This is a genomic window from Brevibacterium sp. 'Marine' (assembly GCF_012844365.1).
In the GTDB taxonomy this organism is placed as follows: domain Bacteria; phylum Actinomycetota; class Actinomycetes; order Actinomycetales; family Brevibacteriaceae; genus Brevibacterium.
In genome coordinates, this window is record NZ_CP051626.1 from 2,319,189 (window position 1) to 2,341,685 (window position 22,497).

Genomic DNA, 22,497 nt, shown 5'->3' on the forward strand with positions numbered 1-22,497 from the left:
TCCCAGCAACGTCGCGCGAGGTTGCTGGGACGCCGTCAGGTAGTAAGAAGGGGTGGGGCGGGTTCAGACGATGATGAGCATGAGTTCGGCGGGTTCGTCGTGGGGATTGGCCAACTGATGCGGTACGTCGCCGGGAGCCTGGGCACAGTCGCCGGAGTGCAGAGTGGTGCGGCGGTCGATGGTGACGATTTCGATGCTGCCGGTGAGGACGAAGAAGCTCTCACGCGATCCGCTGCGGTGCGCGGCGAAGGCCGAGGTCTCGCTGCGCGGGTCGAGACGGTAGTGGACGACGTCCATGTTCTCGATCGCCGACGGCAGGTCCCGACGCCAGACCCCTTTCCCGAAGGTCGAGGTCGCAGGGATCGCCTCGCTGCGGGTGATCGTCACTTCCGGGGCGGCCAGGAGCTCGCCGACGTCGACGCCGAGGGCGCGGGAGAGGCCCATGGCGTTCGAGACGGAGGTATCCTGCTCACCGCGTTCGATCTTCGACAGAGCCGCGCGGGACAGTCCTGCCCGGACCGCGAGCTCATTGAGGGTGAGGTTGTTGAATTTGCGCCGTGCTCTGATGCGGGCGCCGAAGACACGAGCGCCGAGATCCTCTTCTTTCACCATTGGAGCATCATAAACTATTCTTGGATCGTAGAATCCTCTCTCACAAAGGAAACACATCTCCATGGTGGCAGTGCTGGCTCTCACCCCGATCCTCATTGCCATCCTCCTGCTCCTGTTCAAGCGGAGCTCCTGGGTCGCGGCTCTGGCCGGAGCGGTGCTCGCGGCCGGTCTCGTCACCGTCGCCTTCCCCACCCCCGTCTCGGTGCTGGTCGAATCGGGGATCGACTACTTTCCGCTCATCCTCGAGGTCGCGCTCATCCTGCTCTTCGGCATGCTGCTCGCCCGGCTGCTCGAATCCGCCGGGTCGATGTCGCAGATCTCGGCCTGGGTCGAAGCACTGTCACCGAGTCGCCCGCTTGGGGTCGCGCTCGTCGTGTTCGGGATCGTGCCCTTCGCGGAATCGGTCACCGGCTTCGGCATCGGCGTCACCGTCGGGGTGCCGATCCTCACCCACCTCGGCTGCACTCTGCGGCAGTCGGCGATCCTCGGTCTCCTCGGCCTCATCGCCGTTCCATGGGGTGCCCTGGGTCCGGGCACCACCGTCGCAGCGGCGCTGGCCGGACTCGACGTCGACGAACTCGGTCTGGCCACGGCGTGGATGAATGCGATCCCGGTCATCATCGTCGCGATCGCGGTGGTCGCGATCATGCGCCCGTCTCCCGCCTCGGCGCTGGGGATCATCGGTTCCGGCACCCTCATGTGGGCGGGGATCCTCGCCTCCAGCTCCGTCATCGGCATGGCCCCGTCGGGAATCATCGGTTCGCTCATCGTCATCGTTGTCCTCGGTGCGCTGTTCATGGTCGGCAAGAAGACCACGGGCCTGACGCGCCGCCTCGGCGTGGCCGTTCTGCCCTACGGGGTGCTCACGGTCGGTCTGCTGTTGGCCCGGGCTCTGCACGCCGCGCTGCCGTCGATCATCACGCAGATCGTCGCTTCTCCCCCGTTCTGGCTGGCCGCCGCCTGCCTCATCGCCGCCACCGCCGTCGCCGGCAGACGCGACGTCACGGTCACGGCAGTGCGTGCCTGGATTCCCATCGGGGTGGGCACCGCCGCATTCATGCTCATGGGCTGGATCATGACGACGACGGGGATGAGCGAGACGATCGGCTCACTGCTGCCGGCCGGGCTCATCCTGCTCACTCCATGGCTGAACTCCATCGGCGCGGTGCTCACCGGTTCGAACACGGGAGCGAACTCGATGTTCACCGGCACGCTGACCGCGGCCGCGGCATCATCGCATGTCTCGGCGCTGCCGGTCGTCGCGGCCGGAAATGCGGCCGGCTCGCTGGCCGCTCTCGCCGCTCCCCCACGGGTGGCGATGGCCGTGCAGATCGCGGATTCCTCGGTGGCCGCCTCGGCGAAGGACATCTCCTGGGTGCAGGGCCGAGCACTCGCGGTGGCCGGGATCAACGCCCTGGCCCTCGGTCTGTGGATCCAGCTCTTCGCCTGAGGGGCCGACGTTCTTCGCCTCAGACGCGGATGATCTCACGGGGGAAGTTCGTGAACGGTTCGCAGCCGGTGTCGGTGATGAGCACCGGTTCCGACAGCTCGATTCCGTAGCCGTTCATCCACATGCCGCCGATGAGGTGGAAGGTCATTCCCGCTTCGAGGATCTGGTCGTCCTCGGTGCGGATCGAGATCGTCCGCTCGCCCCAGTCGGGCGGGTAGCCGATCCCGATCGAGTACCCCAGGCGACTGGGTTTTTCGAGTCCCGACAGAGCCAGCACCCGATTCCAGGTGCGGGCGAGCTCCGCGGTGGGCACCTCGGGAGCGGCGACGTCGAGGACTGCCGACAGCGCCTCGGCGACGACCCCCTCGAGGCGGACGAGCTCCTGCTTCGGCCGCCCGGTCACCGCCGTACGGGCCAGCGGAACATGATAGCGGCGGTGAACACCGGCGAGTTCGATGCTCACCGATTCGTCGCGTTCGAACTTCCGATCGGTCCAGCTCAGGTGCGGGGTGTCCGCGCTTTCGCCGGTGGGCATGAGCGGGACGATCGAGGGGTAGTCGCCCCAGACCCCGTCGCCGCCGCGGGTCTGAGCTTCGGAGATCGCGGCCGCCACCTCGTTCTGACCGACTCCGACGCCGATCGTGCCCAGTGCCGCGTCCATGGCCGCGGTGGTCACCTTCGCAGCCTTGCGCATGAGCGCGACCTCAGCCGGAGATTTGACCGCACGGATCCAGTTGACGAGCTCGAAGGAGTCGACGAGGCGCCATTCGGGCACACCATTGACGAGTGCGCGGAAGGCTCGCGGGGAGAAGAAATGCGAATCCATCTCGACTCCGACCGGCATGGTCGATGCTCGGGCGACCTCCCACCGCTGGCGCAGGGCGAAGGCGACCCAGTCGAAAGGGTGGATATGGGGGCGCTGCACATAGCGTTCGGGATAGCCGACGATGTCCTCGGGCGGCAGCCATGAGGTGTGCGAGGCTCCGCGGGCGTCCATATCGCGCATGAACAGCGTCATCGGTCCCGACGAGGGCACGAACAGCAGCTGCGGGGTGTAGAAGGACCACGCGTTGTAGCCGGTGAGGTAGTAGATGTTCGCCGGGTCGGTGACGATGAGCGCGGCCAGGCCCTGGTCGAGCATGCGGTTGCGCACCGAGGCGATCCGACCGAGGTACTCCTCGGCGCTGAACGACAGTTCGTTCGCGCCGATCGTATCGACCTCGCCGGGAACCGGCTGCGGGCGCGCCTTGACCTCTTTGCCGGCCTGCCCCTGCTCGGCTCCGGGACGCATCCCGTACACATCCGGGCGATTATCCTCGCCGCCGTAGAACAGCTCCCCCTCATTCATGATCCCAGTGTGGTGACCCCGCTCACATACTGTCAATCACTGTCACCGCGCGTGTTGCCGCGGGTCCGCCGATCCGCGCGGCAGCGGGAATCCGCGGGCTTTCGCAGCGGCGATTCGCAGTGCTTCTCAACAGGGATTCGGACGGCTGCCGACAGCGGCCTCAGCGATCCCCGAACGGCCGACCCGGCCGGTCCGCGAACGGCGGTTTCGGGCGGTCGGCGGACAGCCGATTCGAATGGTCACCACCGGCGGATCCTGGCGTCGCGGAAACGGCGCTCGGCACGGATACTCGTCGGCCGCCTCGGCGATTTCTGACGAATCCAGAACCAAACAATTTCAGTTTCGACGGAATTCGCAAACGAAACAGCGCATTTCAGCAGATTCGGTGATAGATTGTCCTGAGACGCACATCACGGAGGTGAAGAATGGACCCGCTCCTGCCGAACGGCAGCGGTTCCCGACTGGGGAATCTCGACGAGAAGTCCAAGGCGATCATCGTCGAACTGCAGCACGACGGACGGAAATCCTATTCGGCCATCGGCAAGTCCGTCGGCCTGTCCGAGGCCGCCGTGCGCCAGCGGGTGTCGCGGCTCATCGAGTCGGGTGTCATGGAGATCGTCGCCGTGACCGACCCGCTGAGTCTGGGATTCGCGCGGCAGGCGATGGTGGGGCTGAAGGTCCGCGGAGACATCTCCGCGGTCGCCGAGAAGCTGCACGACTACGACGAGATCGACTACCTCGTCGTCACCGCCGGTTCGTTCGACCTGCTGGTCGAGATCGTGTGTGAATCGGATCGGCATCTGATCGAGTTCGTCAATGAGGAGCTCCGCTCGATCGATGCCGTCGTGGATACGGAGCTCTTCATGTACCTCTCACTCGAAAAGCAGAAATACAACTGGGGGACGCGATGACAGACAATGTCACCAGGGCCGGCACTCCTTATCAGGATGCCATCCGCAACAACGTGTGGATGCACATGTCACCACACCAAGCACTGTTCAACGGTGGTGAGGCGCCGGTCATCGTCCGCGGTGAGGGCCACCACATCTTCGACGACAAGGGCAAGAAGTACCTCGACGGTCTCGCCGGCCTGTTCACCGTCCAGGTGGGTCACGGTCGTGAGCAGATCGCGAAGGCGATGTACGACCAGACGCTGAAGCTGCCGTTCATGCCGCTGTGGTCGTACGCCCACCCGCAGGCGATCGAGGTCTCGGAGCGTTTGGCCAGCTATGCGCCGGGCGATCTCAACCGGGTCTTCCTCACCTCCGGCGGCGGCGACTCGGTCGAGTCGGCGATGAAGCTGGCGAAGAACTACTTCAAGCTCGTCGGCAAACCCGGCAAGCACAAGATCATCTCGCGGGCCACCGCCTACCACGGCACGCCGCACGGTGCGCTGTCGGTGACCTCGCTGCCGGGTCTGCGGGAGCAGTTCGCTCCGCTGGTCCCCGGTGCTCACAAGGTGCCGAACACGAACTTCTACCGGGCACCGGAGCACCTCGCCCATGATGAGAAGGCCTTCGGCCGCTGGGCCGCCGACCGCATCGGTGAGGCCATCGAGTTCGAAGGTGCCGACTCCGTGGCCGCCGTCTTCCTCGAACCCGTGCAGAACTCCGGCGGCTGCTTCCCGCCGCCTCCCGGATACTTCGAGCGGGTGCGCGAGATCTGCGACGAATACGATGTGCTGCTGGTCTCGGACGAGACGATCTGCGCCTACGGTCGCATCGGCGACATGTTCGCCTGCAACGACTTCGGCTATGTTCCCGACATCATCACCTCGGCCAAGGGCATCACCTCCGGCTATGCGCCGCTGGGTGCGATGATCGCCTCCGATCGGCTCTTCGAGCCCTTCGGCCCCGGCGGCGATGAGACCTTCTACCACGGCTACACCTTCGGCGGTCACCCCGTCGCCTGTGCCGCCGCGATGGCGAACTTCGACGTCTTCGAAGAGGAGAAGCTCAACGACCACGTGCACGAGAACGCTGCGGCGTTCAAGTTCACGCTCGAGAAGCTCAAGGACCTGCCGATCGTCGGTGATGTCCGCGGTGAGGGGTTCTTCTACGGAATCGAACTCGTCAAGGACAAGGACACGAAGGAGTCGTTCACCGAAGAGGAGTCCGAGCGGATTCTCAAGAACTTCGTGTCGGCGAAGATGTACGACAGCGGCCTGTACTGCCGCGCCGACGACCGCGGCGACCCGGTCATCCAGCTCTCGCCTCCGCTGACCGTCGGTCAGAACGAGTTCGACGAGATGGAGCAGATCATCCGCGGCGTCCTCCAGGAAGCCTGGACAATGTTCTGACCCCAATTGCTACCTGACGGCGGCTGAGCAACCTCGCGCGAGGTTGCTCAGCCGCCGTCAGGTAGTTCTGGGGCGACATTCAGCGGTTCTGGTCGCGCTCACGGGCCTCGCGACGGGTCATCGGCGGCCGCTCCTCGGCAGGGTGGGCAGCCGTGATCGTGCCTGGGTCCGCAGCCGTGATCGCGCCGGGCGCGGCAGCGGATCCGGTGGGCCGCCTCGGCGGGCGCACTCCCGATTTCACCACGAGGACGCCGAGTCCGGTCGTCAGCGGAATCGCGACGACCAGACCGATCGAGCACACGAGGATGCTCACCACCTCCACCGACATGTCCCCGAGCGTGAACGTGTCGAACAGCGGCTGATCATGCGCGGAGACGATGATGAGCGTCATCAGCGCCGAGCCCACATAGGCGAACGTGATCGTATAGACGGTCGAGGCGATATGGTCCCGGCCGATGCGCATCGCCCGAGCGAACAGCTGCGCCGATTTCATCTCAGGAGCGGCGGCTGCCAGCTCCCACACCGCCGAAGCCTGAGTGATCGTGACATCGTTGAGCACCCCGAGCCCGGTGATGAGGATCGCACACACGATGATGTCGGTCATCCCCAGATCCGTCGTATCGACCAGCAGGTACCCGTCCTCCGAATAGGCGATGCCCAGATTCGCCCAGGACGTCATCCACGCACCGAGGATGCCCGTGATGACGATGCCGAGCACCGTTCCGAACAGTGCCGTCGACGTCCGCGTCGAGATTCCGTGCGCCAGGTAGAGCGCGATGACCATGATCAGGCTCGCCGAGACCATCGCCACCAGCACCGGCGGTTTGCCGTCGAGCATGGCCGGGAGCATGAAGACGAACAGCACGGCACCGGCGAACCCGAGCCCGATCAGCGCGCGCAGTCCCCGCAGACCGGCGACGAGGAGGACGACGATCGCGTAGATGATCGCCAGGGCCAGCATCGGAACGTTGCGGTCGAAATCGATGAACACGTAATCGGTGCCCATCTCCGCCCGGTCCGGCGACTGCGTGAAGTCGAGGACCTTGATCGTGTCGCCGACGTCGACGCCGGCCTTGACCGCGTCGGGGGTGACGTACAGGTTGCCTTCGTGCCCGTCCGCCTCGACGGTGTAGGTCGTGCAGTCGGCGCGGACCATCGGGTCCGTCTCGCCGGGCTCGCAGTCCGAGGCGTCGACAGCGGTGACGGTGACCTTCGTATCGGTGGTCCCCTCGGCCGAGTTCGTCGTCGGCCCGCCGCCGGGCAGGTCCTTGTCCGGTCCTGATGGCCACAGCACGAAGAGCCCGGCGATCGTGACCACGATGAGCGGGATGATGCAGGCGAGCATGATCAGGCGAACCCTCGGCGAGGCCCTCGGTTCGTGGTGGGACGTCATATGCATGGCGGTCCTTCGGGAGGTGGCTGATCGCAGAGATGCGGGGCGGTGAACCAGGCCGGATTGGCGGCGGATGCTCGCCGTGGCGGCCAGCCGTGATCAGAACTACCTGACGGCGGCCCAGCAACCTGGCGTGGAGTGGTCCCCAATAGTTGGACTGCTGTGAGGTCAGCATAAAGCAGTTGCCGGCTGTCCGGCTGTGGCGGTCTTGGTCCGATACTCCATCGGGGCAAGACCGCCGAGTCGCATCGAGATCCTCTCAAAGTTATACCAATGAATGTACTCATCGATCGCTTTCTCGAGGTCCTCGACCGTGTTGAATTTCTGCAGATAGAACATCTCGGTTTTCAACTGCCCGAAGAAGTTCTCCGCCATCGCGTTATCCCAGCAGTTTCCCTTCCGCGACATCGACGGTGTGGCACCGTGTTTGGTCAGGATCGCCGCCCACGACACGTGCTGGTACTGAAACCCCTGGTCCGTGTGCACCAATGGTTTCTGACCGGGCCGAAGCCCCTGACACGCATTCGTCAGTGACTTGTTCGTCAACGCCGTGTTCGGTGACGTCGACATCGAGTACGACACCACACTGGTATCGAAGAGATCGATGACCGGTGACAGATACAGTTTCTGATCCGCCACAGCGAATTCGGTGACGTCAGAGACCCATTTCTCATTTGGTTCCTCAGCGGTGAACTCCCGGTTGAGGACGTTGCCGGCAACACGGCCGATCGTGCCACGGTGGGAGTTATACCGCTTCCTGCGCACCTTGGTCTTGATGTTCATGTCCTGCATCAACCGCAGCACTGTCTTCTTCGCGATCGTGATGCCTTCTTTGACCAAGACTGCCCAGATCTTGCGGTGCCCGTAGCATTCGCGGCTGTCGGTGAAGATCTCCCGGATCCGGGGCCTGACCTGCTCGTATGGGTCAGGTTTCTGATCGAAGCGTTTCTGGTGATAGAAAAACGTCGACCGTGCCAGGCCCGCAATGCTCAGCAGCAGTGACAGTGGGTAGTTCGCCTTGAGACTGGCAACTATGCGTGCTTTTACAGCTGCCCGTTCTGCCTCAAGGCCTTCAGTTTTTTTAAGTACGCGTTCTCCGCTTCCGCCCGCAACAGCCGGTCTTGCAGCTGCCGATACTCCGCCAGACTAATGTCCTCGGCACGGGTCTTCTTCGCCATCAGGTCCGGCTTAGACGGGGCCGGATCAGCATCCGGGTCCTGACCGCTGTCAATGGCGCGCATCCGGGCTGTTGTGCCCTTGCCTGATGCCGGGGGCGAGGTGAATGCCTGATCGCCCTTGTCCCGGTATTCCTTGACCCAGTCGAGGATCGGACGCGACGATGCCAGGCCGAGTTCCTTGGCGAGTTCGACTTTGTGTTCGCCGTCGAGGTATCGCTTCGCAGTCGCGATCTTCTGCTCTGCTGGTATACGGCGGCGCTGGTGCGGTTCCATGACCGACATTGTTCCACGCACCAGCCACCGGTCGTGGAGAAGTTTGAGTGTGGGTTTGTGGACATCGAGCTTCGTGGCTGCCGCGGCGTAGCCGTGCCCTTGGTCGAAGAGTTCGATCGCGGCCTTGGCTTGGTCGTTGGTGATCAGACAGTCCTGACGCATGGAATGGTCCCTTCAAGTTGGTTTGTGTTGATCACAGTCCAACTTTCGGGGACCACTCCAGCGCGAGGTTGCTGGGCCGCCGTCAGGTAGTAATTGGGGTCAGGCGCCGGCGAGGTGGTCGGCCAGGTACTTCTCCACCTGGTCGATGCTCACGCGTTCCTGGCTCATATCGTCACGCTTGCGGATCGTCACGGCCTGATCATCGAGGGTGTCGAAGTCGACGGTGATGCACAGCGGGGTGCCGATCTCGTCCTGGCGACGGTAGCGGCGTCCGATGGCGCCGGCATCGTCGAAGTCGATGTTCCAGCGTCGGCGCAGCGTCGCAGCGAGATCCTTGGCCGCAGGGGTGAGTTTCTCATTGCGGCTCAGCGGCAGCACCGCGGCCTTGACCGGGGCCAGGCGCGGATCGAGCTTGAGGACAACGCGCTTGTCGACTCCGCCCTTCGTGTTCGGCGCCTCGTCCTCGCTGTAGGCCTCGACGAGGAATGCCATCATCGACCGGGTCAGGCCGAAGGAGGGTTCGATGACATACGGGGTGTAGCGGTCTCCGCTGGCCTGGTCGAAGTACTGCAGCTTCGCTCCCGAGACCTCGGTGTGAGTGCCGAGGTCGTAGTCGGTGCGGTTGGCCACACCCATCAGCTCGCCCCACTCGGATCCTTGGAAGCCGAAGCGGTATTCGATGTCGATGGTGCCGGCCGAGTAGTGCGCACGGTCCTCGGCGGGGACGTCGAGGCGGCGGACGTTATCGGCAGAGATGCCGAGGTCGAGGAACCAGGACCAGCAGTCTTCGACCCACTGCTTGTAGTAGTCGTCGGCCTCGTCCGGGTGGACGAAGTACTCGATCTCCATCTGCTCGAACTCGCGGGTGCGGAAGATGAAGTTGCCGGGAGTGATCTCGTTGCGGAAGGCCTTGCCGATCTGGCCGATGCCGAACGGCGGCTTCTTCCGGGCAGCGGTGAGCACATTGTTGAAGTTGACGAAGATGCCCTGCGCGGTCTCCGGACGCAGGTAGTGGAGTCCGGCTTCGGAGTCGACGGGGCCCAGGAAGGTCTTGACCAGACCGGAGAACTCCTGCGGCTCGGTCCACTGACCACGAGTGCCGCAGTCGGGGCAGACGATATCGGCCATTCCGTTCTCCGGGGCCTTCTTGTTCTTCGCCTCATACGCCTCGACGAGGTGGTCTTCGCGGTGGCGCTTGTGGCAGTTGAGGCACTCGACGAGAGGATCGACGAAGGTGGCGACGTGGCCGGAGGCTTCCCAGACGCGCTTGGGCAGGATGATGGAGGAGTCGAGGCCGACGACGTCTTCGCGTCCGCGCACGAACTGCTGCCACCACTGGGCCTTGATATTGTCCTTGAGCTCCACGCCCAACGGCCCGTAGTCCCATGCCGAGCGGGAACCGCCGTAGATCTCTCCTGCTTGGAAGACGAATCCTCTGCGCTTGGCCAGGGCGATGACGGCATCCAACTTGGACTGTGCCACTAGTTCTCTCCTTGTTTCAGTTCGCCGACGGCCGGCTGCCGTGGCTCGCAGGTACCAGCCTAACCGGTCACGTGGCCGTGTCCTCAACACCGGCCCGACCTGCCGGGACGCCCGCCTTCGACGACGACAACACACTGCGACGGACACCTTGGGAGGCGACTGATCTCACACTCGGTTTCCCACTCCGGGGCCGCCTCGGCGAGGGCACGGCATGTAAACTTGGGGTACACCCAAACCTTTCTCCGTACCGACGTCTTCACGTCTGTCCAAGCGAGTTCTTGGATCACTACGGTTTCGGCCCGGATTGCTCACGATGATTGCACAAGCGGCCGCAGGGTAGATCGCCACTACAGTCATCTGCGATCAAGTGTGTGCCGACGTGAGAGAGATCACTCATGACCGATGTGTCCGCAAACGACGAAACCACTCCGAGATTCTCCGAACTGGGACTCCACCCGCTCGTGCTCAAGGCCGTAGAGGCACAGGGCTACGAGATCCCCACACCCATCCAGGCCGAGACCATCCCGACCCTCCTGTCGGGCCGTGACGTCATCGGTCTCGCCCAGACCGGAACCGGAAAGACCGCGGCCTTCGCCCTGCCGGCTCTGTCCGACCTCGCCGAGGCGGGGCGCGCTGAGGACGGCCCGTTCGCTCTCGTCCTCACCCCCACTCGCGAACTCGCGATCCAGGTCGCCGAGGCGTTCACCTCCTATGCCACGGAACTTCCCGACTTCTCCGTGCTCCCGATCTACGGCGGACAGGCCTACGGCCCGCAGCTGGCGGGTCTGCGCCGTGGTGCGCAGGTCGTCGTGGGCACTCCGGGTCGTGTCATCGACCACCTGAAGAAGGGTTCGCTCAAGCTCGGCAGCCTGCGTCACCTCATCCTCGACGAGGCCGACGAGATGCTCAAGATGGGCTTCGCCGAAGACATCGAAGAGATCTTCAGCCAGGTCGGTGAGGACCGTCAGGTCGCTCTGTTCTCGGCCACCATGCCGACCTCGATCCACCGGATCACCGGCAAGTACCTGGACGACCCGCAGGAAGTTCGGGTCGCTGCGAAGTCGCAGACCGGCGCGAATATCCGCCAGCGCTACTTCATGGTCCAGCATTCGCACAAGCTCGACGCTCTGACCCGCATCCTCGAGGTCGAGGAGTACGAGGGCATCATTATGTTCGTGCGCACGAAGCAGGCCACCGAGGAACTGGCCGAGAAGCTGCGCGCCCGCGGATTCAAGACCGCCGCGATCAACGGCGACATCCCCCAGCAGGCACGTGAGCGCACGATCGACATGCTGCGCGAAGGCAAGATCGACATCCTCGTCGCCACCGACGTCGCCGCCCGCGGTCTCGACGTCGAACGCATCACCTTGGTCGTCAACTACGACATCCCGCACGACACCGAGTCCTACGTCCACCGCATCGGTCGCACCGGTCGTGCCGGACGTTCCGGTGAGGCGATCCTCTTCGTCACCCCGCGGGAACAGCGCATGCTCGGCTCGATCGAGCGCGCCACGAAGCAGAAGGTCGAACCGCTGACCCTGCCCAGCGTCGAGGAGCTGACGAACACTCGGGTCGAGAAGTTCACGAAGCGCATCGACGATGTGCTCGCTACCACCGAACTGTCCGAACTCACCGAGGTCATCGAGGCGTACTCGCTCTCCCGCGACGTGCCGGCCTCGAACATCGCGGCCGCTCTCGCGTCCCTCGTCCTCGAGTCGAATACGCTCAAGGCCGAGCCGATGCCCGAGCCGGCGCGCCGTCAGGGCCGTGACCGCGACCGCGATGGTGGTCGTGACGGCGGTCGTCCGGGCCGCGGCGGACGCGCCCGCGATGAGAACATGACGACCTACCGTCTGGCCCTGGGGCGCAACGAGCGTCTCCAGCCGGGCGCCGTGGTCGGAGCGATCGCGAACGAAGGCGGAATCACCTCGAAGCAGATCGGCCATATCGACATCCGTTCGAACCATACGCTCGTCGACCTGCCCAAGGACCTCGATCCGTCGGTGCTGCGCAAGCTCTCCCACACCGAGATCCAGGGCCGTCCCATCGACATCCGTCCGGATTCGGGTCGCCCGGGACGCCCGTTCAAGAAGCGCAACTTCGACAAGCAGCCCGGTGACGGCCGCAACTTCCGCGGTGATCGCCGGGGCGGCAAGAAGTTCGGCGGGCGGGGCGACCGTCCCCGCGACCGCTACTGATCCGATCGCGTCATGACCGTGACTCCCCCGGAGTCGTGAGAACGGTGAAGCGCCGATCCGGCCGAAACCATGACGAGGGCCCCGCAGCAAGATGCTGCGGGGCCCTCGTCGTCAGCAGAGTGGAACGGGCCGGCCGAGCCTCAGAAGCCCGTGGAAGCTGCGACTCAGTCCTCAGCCTTCGCGTCAGGCAGTGGGCGTATCGACGGCGCCGCCGAAGCGACGGTCGCGGCGGGCGTACTCCTCGATCGCCGCCCACAAGGTGCGCCGGTCGACATCGGGCCACAGCACGTCCTGGAAGACCATTTCGGCATAGGCGGACTGCCAGAGCAGGAAGTTCGAGGTCCGCTGCTCCCCCGATGACCGAATGAACAGGTCGACGTCGGGCACGAGGGGTGCGTAGAGGCGGGAGCGGACGGTCTTCTCCGAGACCTTGCCGGGCTTGAGCTTCCCGGCGGCCACCTCGGCGGTGATCTCATTGATCGCGTCGACGATCTCGGACCGTCCGCCGTAGTTGACGCAGAACTGGAGCACCAGTCCCGTGTTGTGCTTCGTCATCTCGGCGGCGGTCTCGAGCTCGTCGATGACCGAACGCCACAGGCGACCGCGCCGCCCGGACCACACGATGCGCACGCCGAGTGCGTTGAGCTCATCGCGTCGGCGACGGATGACGTCGCGATTGAAGCCCATGAGGAATCGCACCTCTTCGGGTGAGCGCTTCCAGTTCTCGGTCGAGAACGCATACGCCGACAGATAGTCCACGCCGATCTCGATCGCGCCGTGGATGACGTCGAGCAGCGACGCCTCACCGGCCTTGTGCCCTTCCGTACGCGCCAGCCCCCGCTGATTCGCCCACCGACCGTTGCCGTCCATGACGATCGCGACGTGCCTGGGCACGAACTTCGCGTCGATGCGCGGAGGTGTCGCTCCGCTGGGGTGGGCCGGTGGTGCGGGGTAGCTCATGTGCTCTCCAGAACTCTTAAAGATCGGATATTGCGCTCGAGGTGCCACGACACCCAGTCCGAGACCAGCTTCGACCCGTCGATCTGATCGTGCAGGTCTGAGTCCTCGGCCCGCCCCCAGTCACCGGACAGAAGCGCGGCCATATGTTCGAGCGCATCGGTGTCGGGCAGCGCCGCCCCCGAGGGACGACAGTTCGTGCACACGGCCCCGCCCAGTGCTGCGGAGAACGCCCGGTGAGGTCCGGGGCTCCCGCACTGGGCGCAGTCGAGCAGGCTCGGTGCCCACCCGGCCACGGACATCGCGCGCAGCAGGTACGCATCCAGCGACAGCCTCGGCGGGTGTTCGCGATTGCACAGCGAGCGGATCGCGGACACGAGGAGGAGGAAATGCGTGCGCGACTGGGGTTCGGCTTCGGTGATGCTGCGTGCCGTCTCGGCCATCACCGAGGCGGCCGAATAGACATCGAAGTCTGTGGCGATTCCGCGGGCGAAGGGTTCGATGAGTTCGACCTGGGTGACGATGTCGAGGCTGCGGCCGACATGGCATTGCAGATCGACGAGCATAAAGGGTTCGAGGCGGGAGCCGAACCGTGATTTCGTCCGTCGCACCCCCTTCGCGACCGCGCGGATGAGGCCGTGGCTGCGAGTGAGCACGGTGACGATGCGGTCGGCTTCGCCGAGCTTGTGCCCGCCGAGCACGATGCCTTCATCACGATAGTTGTGCACTCGCCCATTATCGCTCAAGCGCGGCGGGGAATCATCCCGCCGCGCTTAGGCGACTGCTGTGAGATCGGCCGCCGAGGCGATGGTGCTCAGGCTTGGCGGTCCCGGTCACGGTCACGGGCGGCGCGGTTGACGGCCGAGACGACGGCCTTGAGCGAGGCCTTCGTGATGTTCGGGTGCAGTCCCGCGCCCCACACGACGCGGTCTTCGACGGCGAGTTCGACATAGGCAGCGGCGTTGGTGTCGGCGCCGGAGCCGATGGCGTGCTCGGAGTAGTCCTGGAGACGGACGTCGACGTCGAACTGGTCGATGAGGATCTTCACGAGCGCGTCGATCGGTCCGTTGCCGCGTCCTTCGTAGGTGCGTTCCTGGCCATCGACGATGAGGTCGACCTCGATGCGCTCGGCCGACGAGCCGGCAGCGTCGACGTTGCCCGACTCGGTGCGCAGACCGACGATCTGGAAGCGGCCCCACGCCTTCTCGGGGTCGTCGGCGGGCAGGTATTCGTAGTTGAAGATGCGGCGGATCTCTTCGGCGGTGACCTCACCGCCGGCCTCGGTGTGCTGCTGCACGGCGCGGGAGAATTCGACCTGCATGCGACGCGGCAGGTCGAGTCCGTGCTCGCTCTTGAGCAGGTAGGTCACTCCGCCCTTGCCGGACTGCGAGTTCACACGGATGATCGCCTCGTAGGACCGGCCCAGGTCCTTCGGGTCGACCGGCAGGTAGGGCATGTCCCATTCCATGAGGTCGACCGGGGTGCCCTGAGCGTTCGCTTTCTTCTCTCGATCGGCGAAGGCCTTGTTGATCGCGTCCTGGTGCGAGCCCGAGAACGAGGTGAAGACGAGGTCGCCGCCGTAGGGGTGGCGTTCGTGGACGCCGATCTGGTTGCATTCGGTGACGGTGTGGATGACTTCGTCGATGTCGGAGAAGTCGAGCTCCGGATCGATGCCCTGGGTGTACAGGTTGAGGGCGACGGTGACGAGGTCGAGGTTTCCGGTGCGCTCACCGTTGCCGAACAGGCAGCCTTCGATCCGGTCGGCGCCGGCCATCATCCCCATCTCCGCCGCGGCCACGCCGGTGCCCCGGTCGTTGTGCGGGTGGAGGGACACGGCCACCTCGTCGCGGTAGGGCATATTGCGGCAGAACCATTCGATCTGGTCCGCATACGTGTTCGGGGTTCCTCGTTCGACGGTGGCAGGCAGGTTGACGACGGTTTCGCGACCGTCGGCGGGCTGCCACATGTCGAGGACGCTGCCGACGATGTCGAGGGCGAACTCGGGTTCGGTGTCGACGAAGATCTCCGGCGAGTACTGGTAGCCGAAGTCCGCATCGGACAGCAGCGTCTCGGCGTGCTTCATCACGGCCTGAGTGCCCTGCAGCGCGATATCGCGGGTCTGATCGAAGCCGTCACCGTCGAAGCCGAAGACGACCTTGCGGAAGACCGGAGCCGTCGCATTGTAGAGGTGCACGGTGGGCATCTTCGCGCCGACGAGGGATTCGACGGTGCGTTCGATGAGGTCCTCTCGAGCCTGCGTGAGCACGGAGATGCGGACGTCATCGGGGATCGCATCCTGTTCGATGATCTCGCGGACGAAGTCGAAGTCGACCTGGCTGGCCGCGGGGAATCCGACCTCGATCTCCTTGAACCCGAGCCGCACGAGCAGATCGAACATCTTGCGTTTGCGGTCGGGCGTCATCGGGTCGATGAGCGCCTGATTGCCGTCGCGCAGGTCGGTGCTCAGCCAGCGAGGCGCCTTGCTGATGATCTGATCCGGCCAGGTGCGATCGCGCATATCCAGCGCGATGCGGTCCTGGAACGACTTGTACTTGCCGAACGGCATCGGAGTTGGCTTCTGCAGTTTCATTGTTCCTCTAACTTAAGTTTCTCAGCGCTTGACCAGCATACGAGGACTCCGCGACGAGCGTGCTGTCCGTTCAGGACTCGTCGCGGCAAGGAAGGAGGAGGATCCTGTGAGCCACACGGCCACCGTAGTCCCCCTCCCTCGTTGCGTCCGAATCCGGTCCACATCCTGAGAACGCCGAGGCGACACCGCCCGATCCTCCGCCGCCCTGTCTGAGGCCGCCCTATTTGAGGAAGTCGACCGAGGCGCGGCGGACGTTGAAGCCGACTCCGGTGTCGTCGGACTTGCAGGTCATGCCCTCCCTGCTGGAGGTGCAGGTCATTCCCTCAGCGGAGATCGAGTCCCCGTAGCCGAGGACGCGTGCCGGGCCGTTGCTCTCGGGAGCGTCGAGGCAGGAGAATCCCGCGCCGTCCCTGTTCGCCACGACGATGGAGCCCCAGTCGTCGAGTCGGCAGTCGTCGGGCTTCTCCGGTGGTGAGAACTCGTAGTCCTTGATCACGCAGCGAGCCCGTTCGGAGTCGATGGTGCAGGCGATGTTGCCCGACGGAGAGGCGAAGCTCTCCTCGGCGACGGGAGCCGTCGAACTGCCGGAATCGGACGGCTCGGGATCATCGGTCTGACCGATCGAGGGTTCGTCCGTGGGCCCGACCGTGGTGGTGTCCTCCCCCTGAGTGGAGTCCCAGACGATATAGCCGACGATGCCGAGGGCGAGGATGAGCGCGATGGCCGCAAGCACCCAGAGCCACGCGGGGACCTTCTTCGTGTCTCCGCGCCGACCATAGGGATCGTGCGGGCCGCCCGGATTCCCCGGACCGCCGGGCCCGCCAGGCCCACCCGGCCCGCCGGGCCCACCAGGTCCCCCGGAACCGGCAGGTCCGCCCGGCCCATAGCCGGCGGCATAGCCTGCGGGGGCGGCGTACGCGGGAGCGTGGCCGGCCTGCCCGTAACCGGGGCCACCGGGACGACTGGTGCCGGGCTGAGCGTGATCGGGCACCCCCGGCAACTGCACCGGCCCGGTGGACTGCGGTTGCGGTGCCGGGGCCTGACCTGCGGCACCGAATTCGCCGCCCCACTGTCCCTGATGGGGGTGGGGTGCGGGCTGCGGGTTCCACTGCTTCGGAGCCGAGGGCGCCTCAGCAGCGGCGATGTCGTCGGAGTTCACTTTGCGCGGCGCGGCCGGCAGTCCGCCGGTCTCATATCCTTCGGCGGCGGCGAGCCCGCGCAGCTCTTCGAGGCTGAGAACCTCGGTGGCATCGGTGCCGTCGGATTCGACCATCGACCGCAGCCTCTGAAGCTCTGCGGGGGTCAGCGCTTGGGTGGAGCCATCGGCCGCGGAATCATCCTCGCCGATGAACAACTGGGTTGTGATCGACTCGGGAGATTCCTCGGCCGGCTTCCGACGCCCGGGGCGCGGAGGATGGTTCGGCACAGGTGGAATGCTCATGAGGTCATTTTCGCATAGTCGCTGCCGGCGAGTTCCCATCCCTCATGAGAGGATGGCCGTATGTCCGATGGAGTCCTCAGGCGCGCGGGAGTTCCCGCGCTGCTCGCCTGCGCTCTGCTCGTGACCGCCTGCGGCGCCGATTCCGACGACGGCACGGACGAGTCCGCGACCGTCGGATCCCCAGGATTCGCCGCGCCCGCGCAGCAGACGAACGTCGGTGATTTCGCGGCCCCGGCCCAGGATTCTCCCAGCGGAACCGGGCCCGCATCGCCCGCATCCGACGCGTCCGGCGCCGAGGCGACCGGCCCGGTGAATCCCGTTCCTGTCCCGGGTCTGGCGAAGGAGTACACCGACCAGATCCCGGCAGAGACCTCGCAGGTCCTCGTCGCGACCTCGCCGACGGCCGATTCGGAGAAGTCGAGCCTGAGCTTCTATGAGTTCACTGACAAGAAGTGGAAGAAGCTCAAGACCTTCGACACCCACAACGGCTCGAAGGGGTGGCTGAAGGACCGCCATGAGGGCGACAAGACCACTCCGATCGGTGTGTTCTCGCTCAGCGACGCGGGCGGGTTCAAAGCCGACCCGGGCACCGACCTCCCCTACACCCAGGACGATCGGCTGCCCTCCTCGGCGACGGTGGCCTATGGGGCGGACTATGCGTCGGTCTTCGACTACATCATCGCCATCGACTACAACCGCAAGCCCGGCACCCCGCCGACGGACAAGACGCGACCGATGGGCTGGGACAAGGGCGGCGGAATCTGGCTGCACCTCGACCACGATTCGGGCACGAACGGCTGCGTGACCCTCGACGAGGCGGACCTCAAGTGGATCATGCGCACCCTCGATCCCGAGGCCCATCCGCGCATCGCCATGGGGCCGGCACCCGAGCTGAAGAAATAGCCGAGCCGAAGAAGCAGGAGAGCAGGATCCCGTGCGCCGTCTCATCATCTCCCTCGTCCAGTCGATCAACGGCTCGTTCGCCGAGGACGGCTGGTCGACCGGGGTGTCCACGGACGCTGACTTCCGGCGCTTCCTCGCCCTGCGCCGCAGCGCGAACGCGATCATCATCGACCGGCGCACCGCGCTCAATCCGCAGCTGCCTGTCATCAACGCCGCCGGCAAAACCCTGGAGCACACACCCGTGTATGTGCTCACCGAGTCCGATCCGACGTCCCTGCAGGCCGAGCTCGATGCCCGCGGTCTCGACTATCATGCTCAGCATTTCAGTCCGGACACCATCACCGAGGTGGCCGCCTCCCTGAGCACGGCACCGTCCCCCGAATCGGCACCGACCGACGAGGCGGCACCGACCGACGAGGCGGTGCTGCTGTGCGAATCGGGCCCGAATCTCGCTTTCCGGCTGCTCGAGCACTATCCGGGCGCGGAACTGCATCTGAGCGTGAGTCCGCGCTATCTCCGCACTCCCGGCAGCCATTTCTCCGGGCTCGAGGCCGAGATCGACCTGCACCTCATCGATGTCCGCGCGGAGGACGGCCAGGTCTTCCTCCGCTATGATCGCGCCTGAGCCGGACGCTCAGCCGGCCGAGGTTCCCTCGTTCGCGCGGATCTCCGTGCTCACGTCGAAGCGATCGGGTGAGTCGAGGATCGCGGTGAGGGCATCGGCCACCTCGGCGAGGGGGACGGTGTCGACTCCCCCGGCCAGGTCATTGCGATCATCGCCGCCGATGGGGGCCATGATCCGCAGTTCGCGGAAGGCCACGCCCGTCGATTCCGCCGCGGCGACCTCGATGAGCATCTTCTGCGCGGCACCGAAGACGCTGATCGCCCCGGACCCGGCGAGAGCCTCGACGCTGGCGACGCCGTTGAGGGCCAGGTGGACGAAACCCTGGTCTCCGCTCTTCCGGCCCGACGCCAGGGACTGCGAGAGCGCACAGGCGGTGAAGTGCCCGCGCAGGTAGGAGTCATAGTCCGCATCGAACTTCGCCAGACCTCGGTCGAGCACCGGTTCGTCGATGTACCACCCGCCGATGGCGGCGATGACGGCATCGACCGGCGGCAGGCCGGCGGTGGCGAGCGCCGCGGTGACCGCCTCCGGTTCGTCCACCCAGTCCGGCACGGTCACAGGTGTGTAGGCCGTCTTCGTATCCGGAGGGCGGCGGACGATCCCGGTGACTGTGTGGTGCGGACCGAGCAGCTGGGCGAGTCCGGTTCCGACGTGGCCGGAGGCGCCGAAGAGGAGGATGTGCATGACGGCAGTCTATGTCCCGTCCGCGTCGGCGACCCACCTCCTCAGTGGAGGACAGCGCTATCTGCGGATATGGACCCTGATTCCGGTCTTCTTCGTGTACGTCATATAGCCGCGTTCGAAGTTCTGGCGTTTGACGCCGTTCTTCACTGTCCGGTCAGCGGTGGGCAGTCCGAGCGTGCTGCGTTCATAGCCCATCTTCTTCCACTTCGTGAGGAAGCCGCCGTAGATGACATCGCTGCCGGTCTGCGGTGACCAGGTGATCATTCCGGAGTGGAATCTCTGGTATCGAGCGCTCTTCCGGTGCTTGAAGGTCTGCTTATCGCTGCTGGGGAACCCGAGGACGCCCTTCTCATACTTCACTCGTTTGTAGGCGACACGGATCTGGCCCTTGGTGAGGAAGTGAGCACCGGTTGATTTCGACCAATACACGGTGCCCTTGGCGAAGGACTGGTAAGCACCGTTCGGGTTCGTCAGCTTCTTCTCCGAGCCGACCGGTTTGCCGGTCTTCGCCGCGTTCTTCTGATAGTACGAACCGATTGCGCCCTTCGTCGGATACGACTTCGGTTTCGGCGCGGGTTTGGGCGCGGGCTTCGGGGCCGGACTTGTGGTCGGCGGCGGGGTCAGCTCCGGCACCAGTGACTTGGCTCCTGTGCGAATGCTGCCGAGCTTGTTGTAGAACGCGAGTCCCGGGCATTCGGTGTAGCTGGTGTCCCGGTGTCCGGCGACGACGTTGAGGCTGACCTTCTTGCCCAGGGCGTACTTGCTCGTCCCACCCCCGCCTGAAGTCAGAGTCATCTTCCCGGTCGGGTTGAAGCCGTACTGTCCGGCTTTCCACGCGACGAGGCGTTTGACCGAGGTCTGTGCTGCCGCGCTCGGGGCCGCCGAGGAGTAGGTGCCGAGCACGCTGATACCGATGGTCCAGGAATTGAACCCGGACGCGTGAGCTCCGGTCACTGCCTTGTCGAGGCTGCCGGCACGACCTTCATACATGGTGCCGTATCTGTCGACGAGGAAGTTGTACCCGAGGTCGCACCATCCGCGGTTCTGAGTGTGATAGGTGAGGTAGCCGCGGATGATTGCCGGTGCCTGTGCCTTCGAGTACGAGTTCGAACCCGCTGTGTGATGGATGAACACGCCTGTGGCCGATGGCGTCGTGTCCGTGGCACAGCGGACGAGCTTCTCATCGGCACCCCACTGTTTGCGCGTGACGATCTTCGCGCGCAGGTCCGCGGCCGAGATCTGCGCGTCGACGCCCGATCCCGTGGCTGCCTGTGTGGTCAGGCCGCCGGCGGACTTCGCGACCTGTGCATCAGCCTTGGTGACCGCAGTGGACACCCGGGTGATCCGCAGATCATCGGTAGCGGCCTGTGGGTCGGCGGCGCGGACTTCGACGGCATCGGAGTCGAGCACCGGCACAGCCACGGACTGCGACTGGTGTGAGGCAGCAGGGATCTGCGCTGCTTCTGCGGAAGAGAGGTCAGGTCCGCCTTCGTCGTCCGTGGGCAGGGTCTCCCACGCCGACCAGCCGTTCCCATCGCGGGTGCGGATCTCCAGCTCGGGATCGTCGCCTTCCCAGGTGGCGCCGACGATTGTCACGTCCGAGGAATCCAGCGGCAACGCTGTGACCTCATCGGTCTGGGCGTCGACGGTCGTCTCCGCAGGAGCGCCTTCGGTGTCTGCGCCGGCGGCGGCGTCCTGGGCCGAGTCCTCGTCGGTGCGCGAGGACCCGCTGTCGCCCTCCCCGGATTCTGAGTCGCCGAGGCCGGGTGCCGTTGTCGGCACGTTCGCCGCAGAGGCACCGTTCGTGTTCGTGAGTGTGTCCGGTGCGGCCGCGAGCGCCGGTCCCGATAGGGTCGCAGTGAGGAGAATTCCGGTGAGTGCCGAGGCGAGGAATGGCAGCGGTTTCATCAGGTGAGGTCCTTGAGGTCGTCCATGACCAAGTGAGCGTTCTTCTCACTGGATGGGGGCCGGATTACGGGCACCCAGTGTGACCGCAGGAATATCGTAAGGTCATTCTCAGATTTTCGGAAGTGGGTACTTCAGCAGATGGCTGATCGCGGCGAACTCACCACACTCGAGGCGGTCCTCGACGCCTTTGCCGACAGGCTGCTCCCCCGGGTTCCCGCCGGCATTCGGGAGTTCCTCGCCTTCGGAGTCAAACAGGCGTGGGCCTGCCTCTTCGGCGCCCTCATGCTCGCCGCCATCATCGCCACTTCACTGTTCTATCCCGATGACGCGGCCATCGCCGCCAACGACTTCCTCGTCATCCTCGCCGTGCTGGTTCAGATCGGGATGCTCGTCGCTCGGCTCGAGACCGGTCGCGAGCTCATCGTCATCATCGTCTTCCACGTCGTCGGCACCGGCATGGAGGTCTTCAAAACCGCCGTGGGCTCATGGAACTACGCCCCCGGCGGGGTCCTGCACATCGGTGCCGTGCCCCTGTTCACCGGGTTCATGTACGCAGCAGTCGGCTCCTATATCGCCCGCGTGTACCGTCTCTTCGACTTGCGCTTCTGCCATTACCCGCCGAGGCGGCTGACCGTGATCATCGCCGCCGCCATCTACGTCAACTTCTTCACCCACCATTTCATCCTCGACCTCCGACTGCTCCTCGTCTTGGCCACCGTCATCGTCTTCTTCCGCTGCCGCATGTACTTCCACGTCCACCGCAGAACACTGACCATGCCGGTGCTGCTGGCCTTCGTCCTCGTCGCCTTCTTCATCTGGGTGGCCGAGAACATCGGGACCGCGGCCGGTGCCTGGCTGTACCCGAGTCAGGACGACGGCTGGCACCTGGTGCCGCTGACGAAGCTGGTGGCCTGGTTCCTGCTCATGATGATCTCCGTCGTTCTCGTGACCTTCGTCCACAGACCCAAGCCACCTGACACCTATACTTGCTGAG

General features: G+C 65.1%; 19 protein-coding genes. 7 read left to right on the plus strand and 12 right to left on the minus strand.

Annotated features, from left to right (window positions below):
* Window positions 1-63 precede the first annotated feature (63 nt).
* Window positions 64-612: an XRE family transcriptional regulator gene (locus HF684_RS10520; RefSeq protein WP_169252422.1), complete on the minus strand. Its 549-nt coding sequence runs from the start codon at window positions 610-612 to the stop codon at window positions 64-66.
* A 61-nt stretch (window positions 613-673) separates the two neighbouring features.
* Here HF684_RS10520 and HF684_RS10525 point away from each other — a divergent pair, with 61 nt between their 5' ends.
* Window positions 674-2,062, plus strand: a complete 1,389-nt coding sequence (locus HF684_RS10525; RefSeq protein ID WP_169252423.1) for an L-lactate permease — start codon at window positions 674-676, stop codon at window positions 2,060-2,062.
* Between the two features lie 19 nt (window positions 2,063-2,081).
* On the opposite strand, the gene HF684_RS10530 is transcribed toward HF684_RS10525, so the two are convergent.
* On the minus strand, window positions 2,082-3,410 hold the full coding sequence (locus HF684_RS10530; RefSeq protein WP_211167978.1) for a M24 family metallopeptidase: 1,329 nt from the start codon (window positions 3,408-3,410) through the stop codon (window positions 2,082-2,084).
* A gap of 425 nt (window positions 3,411-3,835) precedes the next feature.
* On the opposite strand from HF684_RS10530, the gene HF684_RS10535 reads away from it, so the two are divergent.
* Window positions 3,836-4,321 (plus strand): Lrp/AsnC family transcriptional regulator, encoded by a 486-nt coding sequence (locus HF684_RS10535; protein WP_169252424.1) that lies wholly within the window; start codon window positions 3,836-3,838, stop codon window positions 4,319-4,321.
* A complete protein-coding gene (locus tag HF684_RS10540) occupies window positions 4,318-5,709 on the plus strand; it encodes an aspartate aminotransferase family protein (protein WP_169252425.1) in 1,392 nt (463 codons plus the stop codon). Before HF684_RS10535 ends, HF684_RS10540 begins: the two co-directional genes overlap by 4 nt.
* 79 nt (window positions 5,710-5,788) lie before the next feature.
* On the opposite strand, the gene HF684_RS10545 is transcribed toward HF684_RS10540, so the two are convergent.
* The 4 genes from HF684_RS10545 to HF684_RS10560 form a co-directional block, all read right to left on the minus strand.
* A complete protein-coding gene (locus HF684_RS10545) occupies window positions 5,789-7,108 on the minus strand; it encodes a YibE/F family protein (RefSeq protein ID WP_169252426.1) in 1,320 nt (439 codons plus the stop codon).
* 162 nt (window positions 7,109-7,270) lie between these two features.
* Complete coding sequence (locus tag HF684_RS10550; protein ID WP_248279204.1) at window positions 7,271-8,137, minus strand: IS3 family transposase; 867 nt, start codon at window positions 8,135-8,137, stop codon at window positions 7,271-7,273.
* An 8-nt stretch (window positions 8,138-8,145) separates the two neighbouring features.
* The gene (locus HF684_RS10555; RefSeq protein ID WP_169252171.1) at window positions 8,146-8,715 is read right to left on the minus strand and encodes a transposase; all 570 of its coding nucleotides are present in this window, start codon (window positions 8,713-8,715) and stop codon (window positions 8,146-8,148) included.
* A gap of 99 nt (window positions 8,716-8,814) precedes the next feature.
* Window positions 8,815-10,197, minus strand: a complete 1,383-nt coding sequence (locus HF684_RS10560; protein ID WP_169252427.1) for a glycine--tRNA ligase — start codon at window positions 10,195-10,197, stop codon at window positions 8,815-8,817.
* Window positions 10,198-10,592: 395 nt separating this feature from the next.
* On the opposite strand from HF684_RS10560, the gene HF684_RS10565 reads away from it, so the two are divergent.
* Window positions 10,593-12,395, plus strand: coding sequence for a DEAD/DEAH box helicase (locus HF684_RS10565; protein ID WP_169252428.1), 1,803 nt, complete (start codon window positions 10,593-10,595; stop codon window positions 12,393-12,395).
* Window positions 12,396-12,578: 183 nt separating this feature from the next.
* On the opposite strand, the gene HF684_RS10570 is transcribed toward HF684_RS10565, so the two are convergent.
* The 4 genes from HF684_RS10570 to HF684_RS18665 form a co-directional block, all read right to left on the minus strand.
* Window positions 12,579-13,355 (minus strand): isoprenyl transferase, encoded by a 777-nt coding sequence (locus HF684_RS10570; RefSeq protein ID WP_169252429.1) that lies wholly within the window; start codon window positions 13,353-13,355, stop codon window positions 12,579-12,581.
* Complete coding sequence (gene recO, locus HF684_RS10575; RefSeq protein WP_169252430.1) at window positions 13,352-14,080, minus strand: DNA repair protein RecO; 729 nt, start codon at window positions 14,078-14,080, stop codon at window positions 13,352-13,354. The genes HF684_RS10570 and recO overlap by 4 nt, the downstream gene beginning before the upstream one ends.
* A gap of 86 nt (window positions 14,081-14,166) precedes the next feature.
* Complete coding sequence (gene leuA, locus HF684_RS10580) at window positions 14,167-15,942, minus strand: 2-isopropylmalate synthase (RefSeq protein WP_101553407.1); 1,776 nt, start codon at window positions 15,940-15,942, stop codon at window positions 14,167-14,169.
* A gap of 220 nt (window positions 15,943-16,162) precedes the next feature.
* Entirely contained in the window at window positions 16,163-17,383 is a 1,221-nt protein-coding gene (locus HF684_RS18665) for a DUF6636 domain-containing protein (RefSeq protein ID WP_211167979.1), read from the minus strand.
* A 60-nt stretch (window positions 17,384-17,443) separates the two neighbouring features.
* Between HF684_RS18665 and HF684_RS10590 the strand changes: the two genes are divergently transcribed.
* Both HF684_RS10590 and HF684_RS10595 read left to right on the plus strand, forming a co-directional pair.
* Window positions 17,444-18,286 (plus strand): L,D-transpeptidase family protein, encoded by an 843-nt coding sequence (locus tag HF684_RS10590; protein ID WP_169252431.1) that lies wholly within the window; start codon window positions 17,444-17,446, stop codon window positions 18,284-18,286.
* Window positions 18,287-18,317: 31 nt separating this feature from the next.
* Window positions 18,318-18,911, plus strand: a complete 594-nt coding sequence (locus tag HF684_RS10595) for a hypothetical protein (protein ID WP_169252432.1) — start codon at window positions 18,318-18,320, stop codon at window positions 18,909-18,911.
* Between the two features lie 9 nt (window positions 18,912-18,920).
* Here HF684_RS10595 and HF684_RS10600 read toward each other — a convergent pair whose 3' ends face one another.
* Complete coding sequence (locus HF684_RS10600; RefSeq protein WP_169252433.1) at window positions 18,921-19,595, minus strand: NAD(P)-dependent oxidoreductase; 675 nt, start codon at window positions 19,593-19,595, stop codon at window positions 18,921-18,923.
* A 57-nt stretch (window positions 19,596-19,652) separates the two neighbouring features.
* Window positions 19,653-21,503, minus strand: a complete 1,851-nt coding sequence (locus tag HF684_RS10605) for an N-acetylmuramoyl-L-alanine amidase (protein WP_169252434.1) — start codon at window positions 21,501-21,503, stop codon at window positions 19,653-19,655.
* A gap of 138 nt (window positions 21,504-21,641) precedes the next feature.
* On the opposite strand from HF684_RS10605, the gene HF684_RS10610 reads away from it, so the two are divergent.
* Window positions 21,642-22,496 carry a DUF817 domain-containing protein gene (locus tag HF684_RS10610; protein ID WP_169252435.1) on the plus strand — a complete coding sequence of 285 codons (855 nt, stop codon included), beginning with the start codon at window positions 21,642-21,644 and terminating at the stop codon, window positions 22,494-22,496.
* The last annotated feature ends 1 nt before the right edge of the window (window position 22,497 follow it).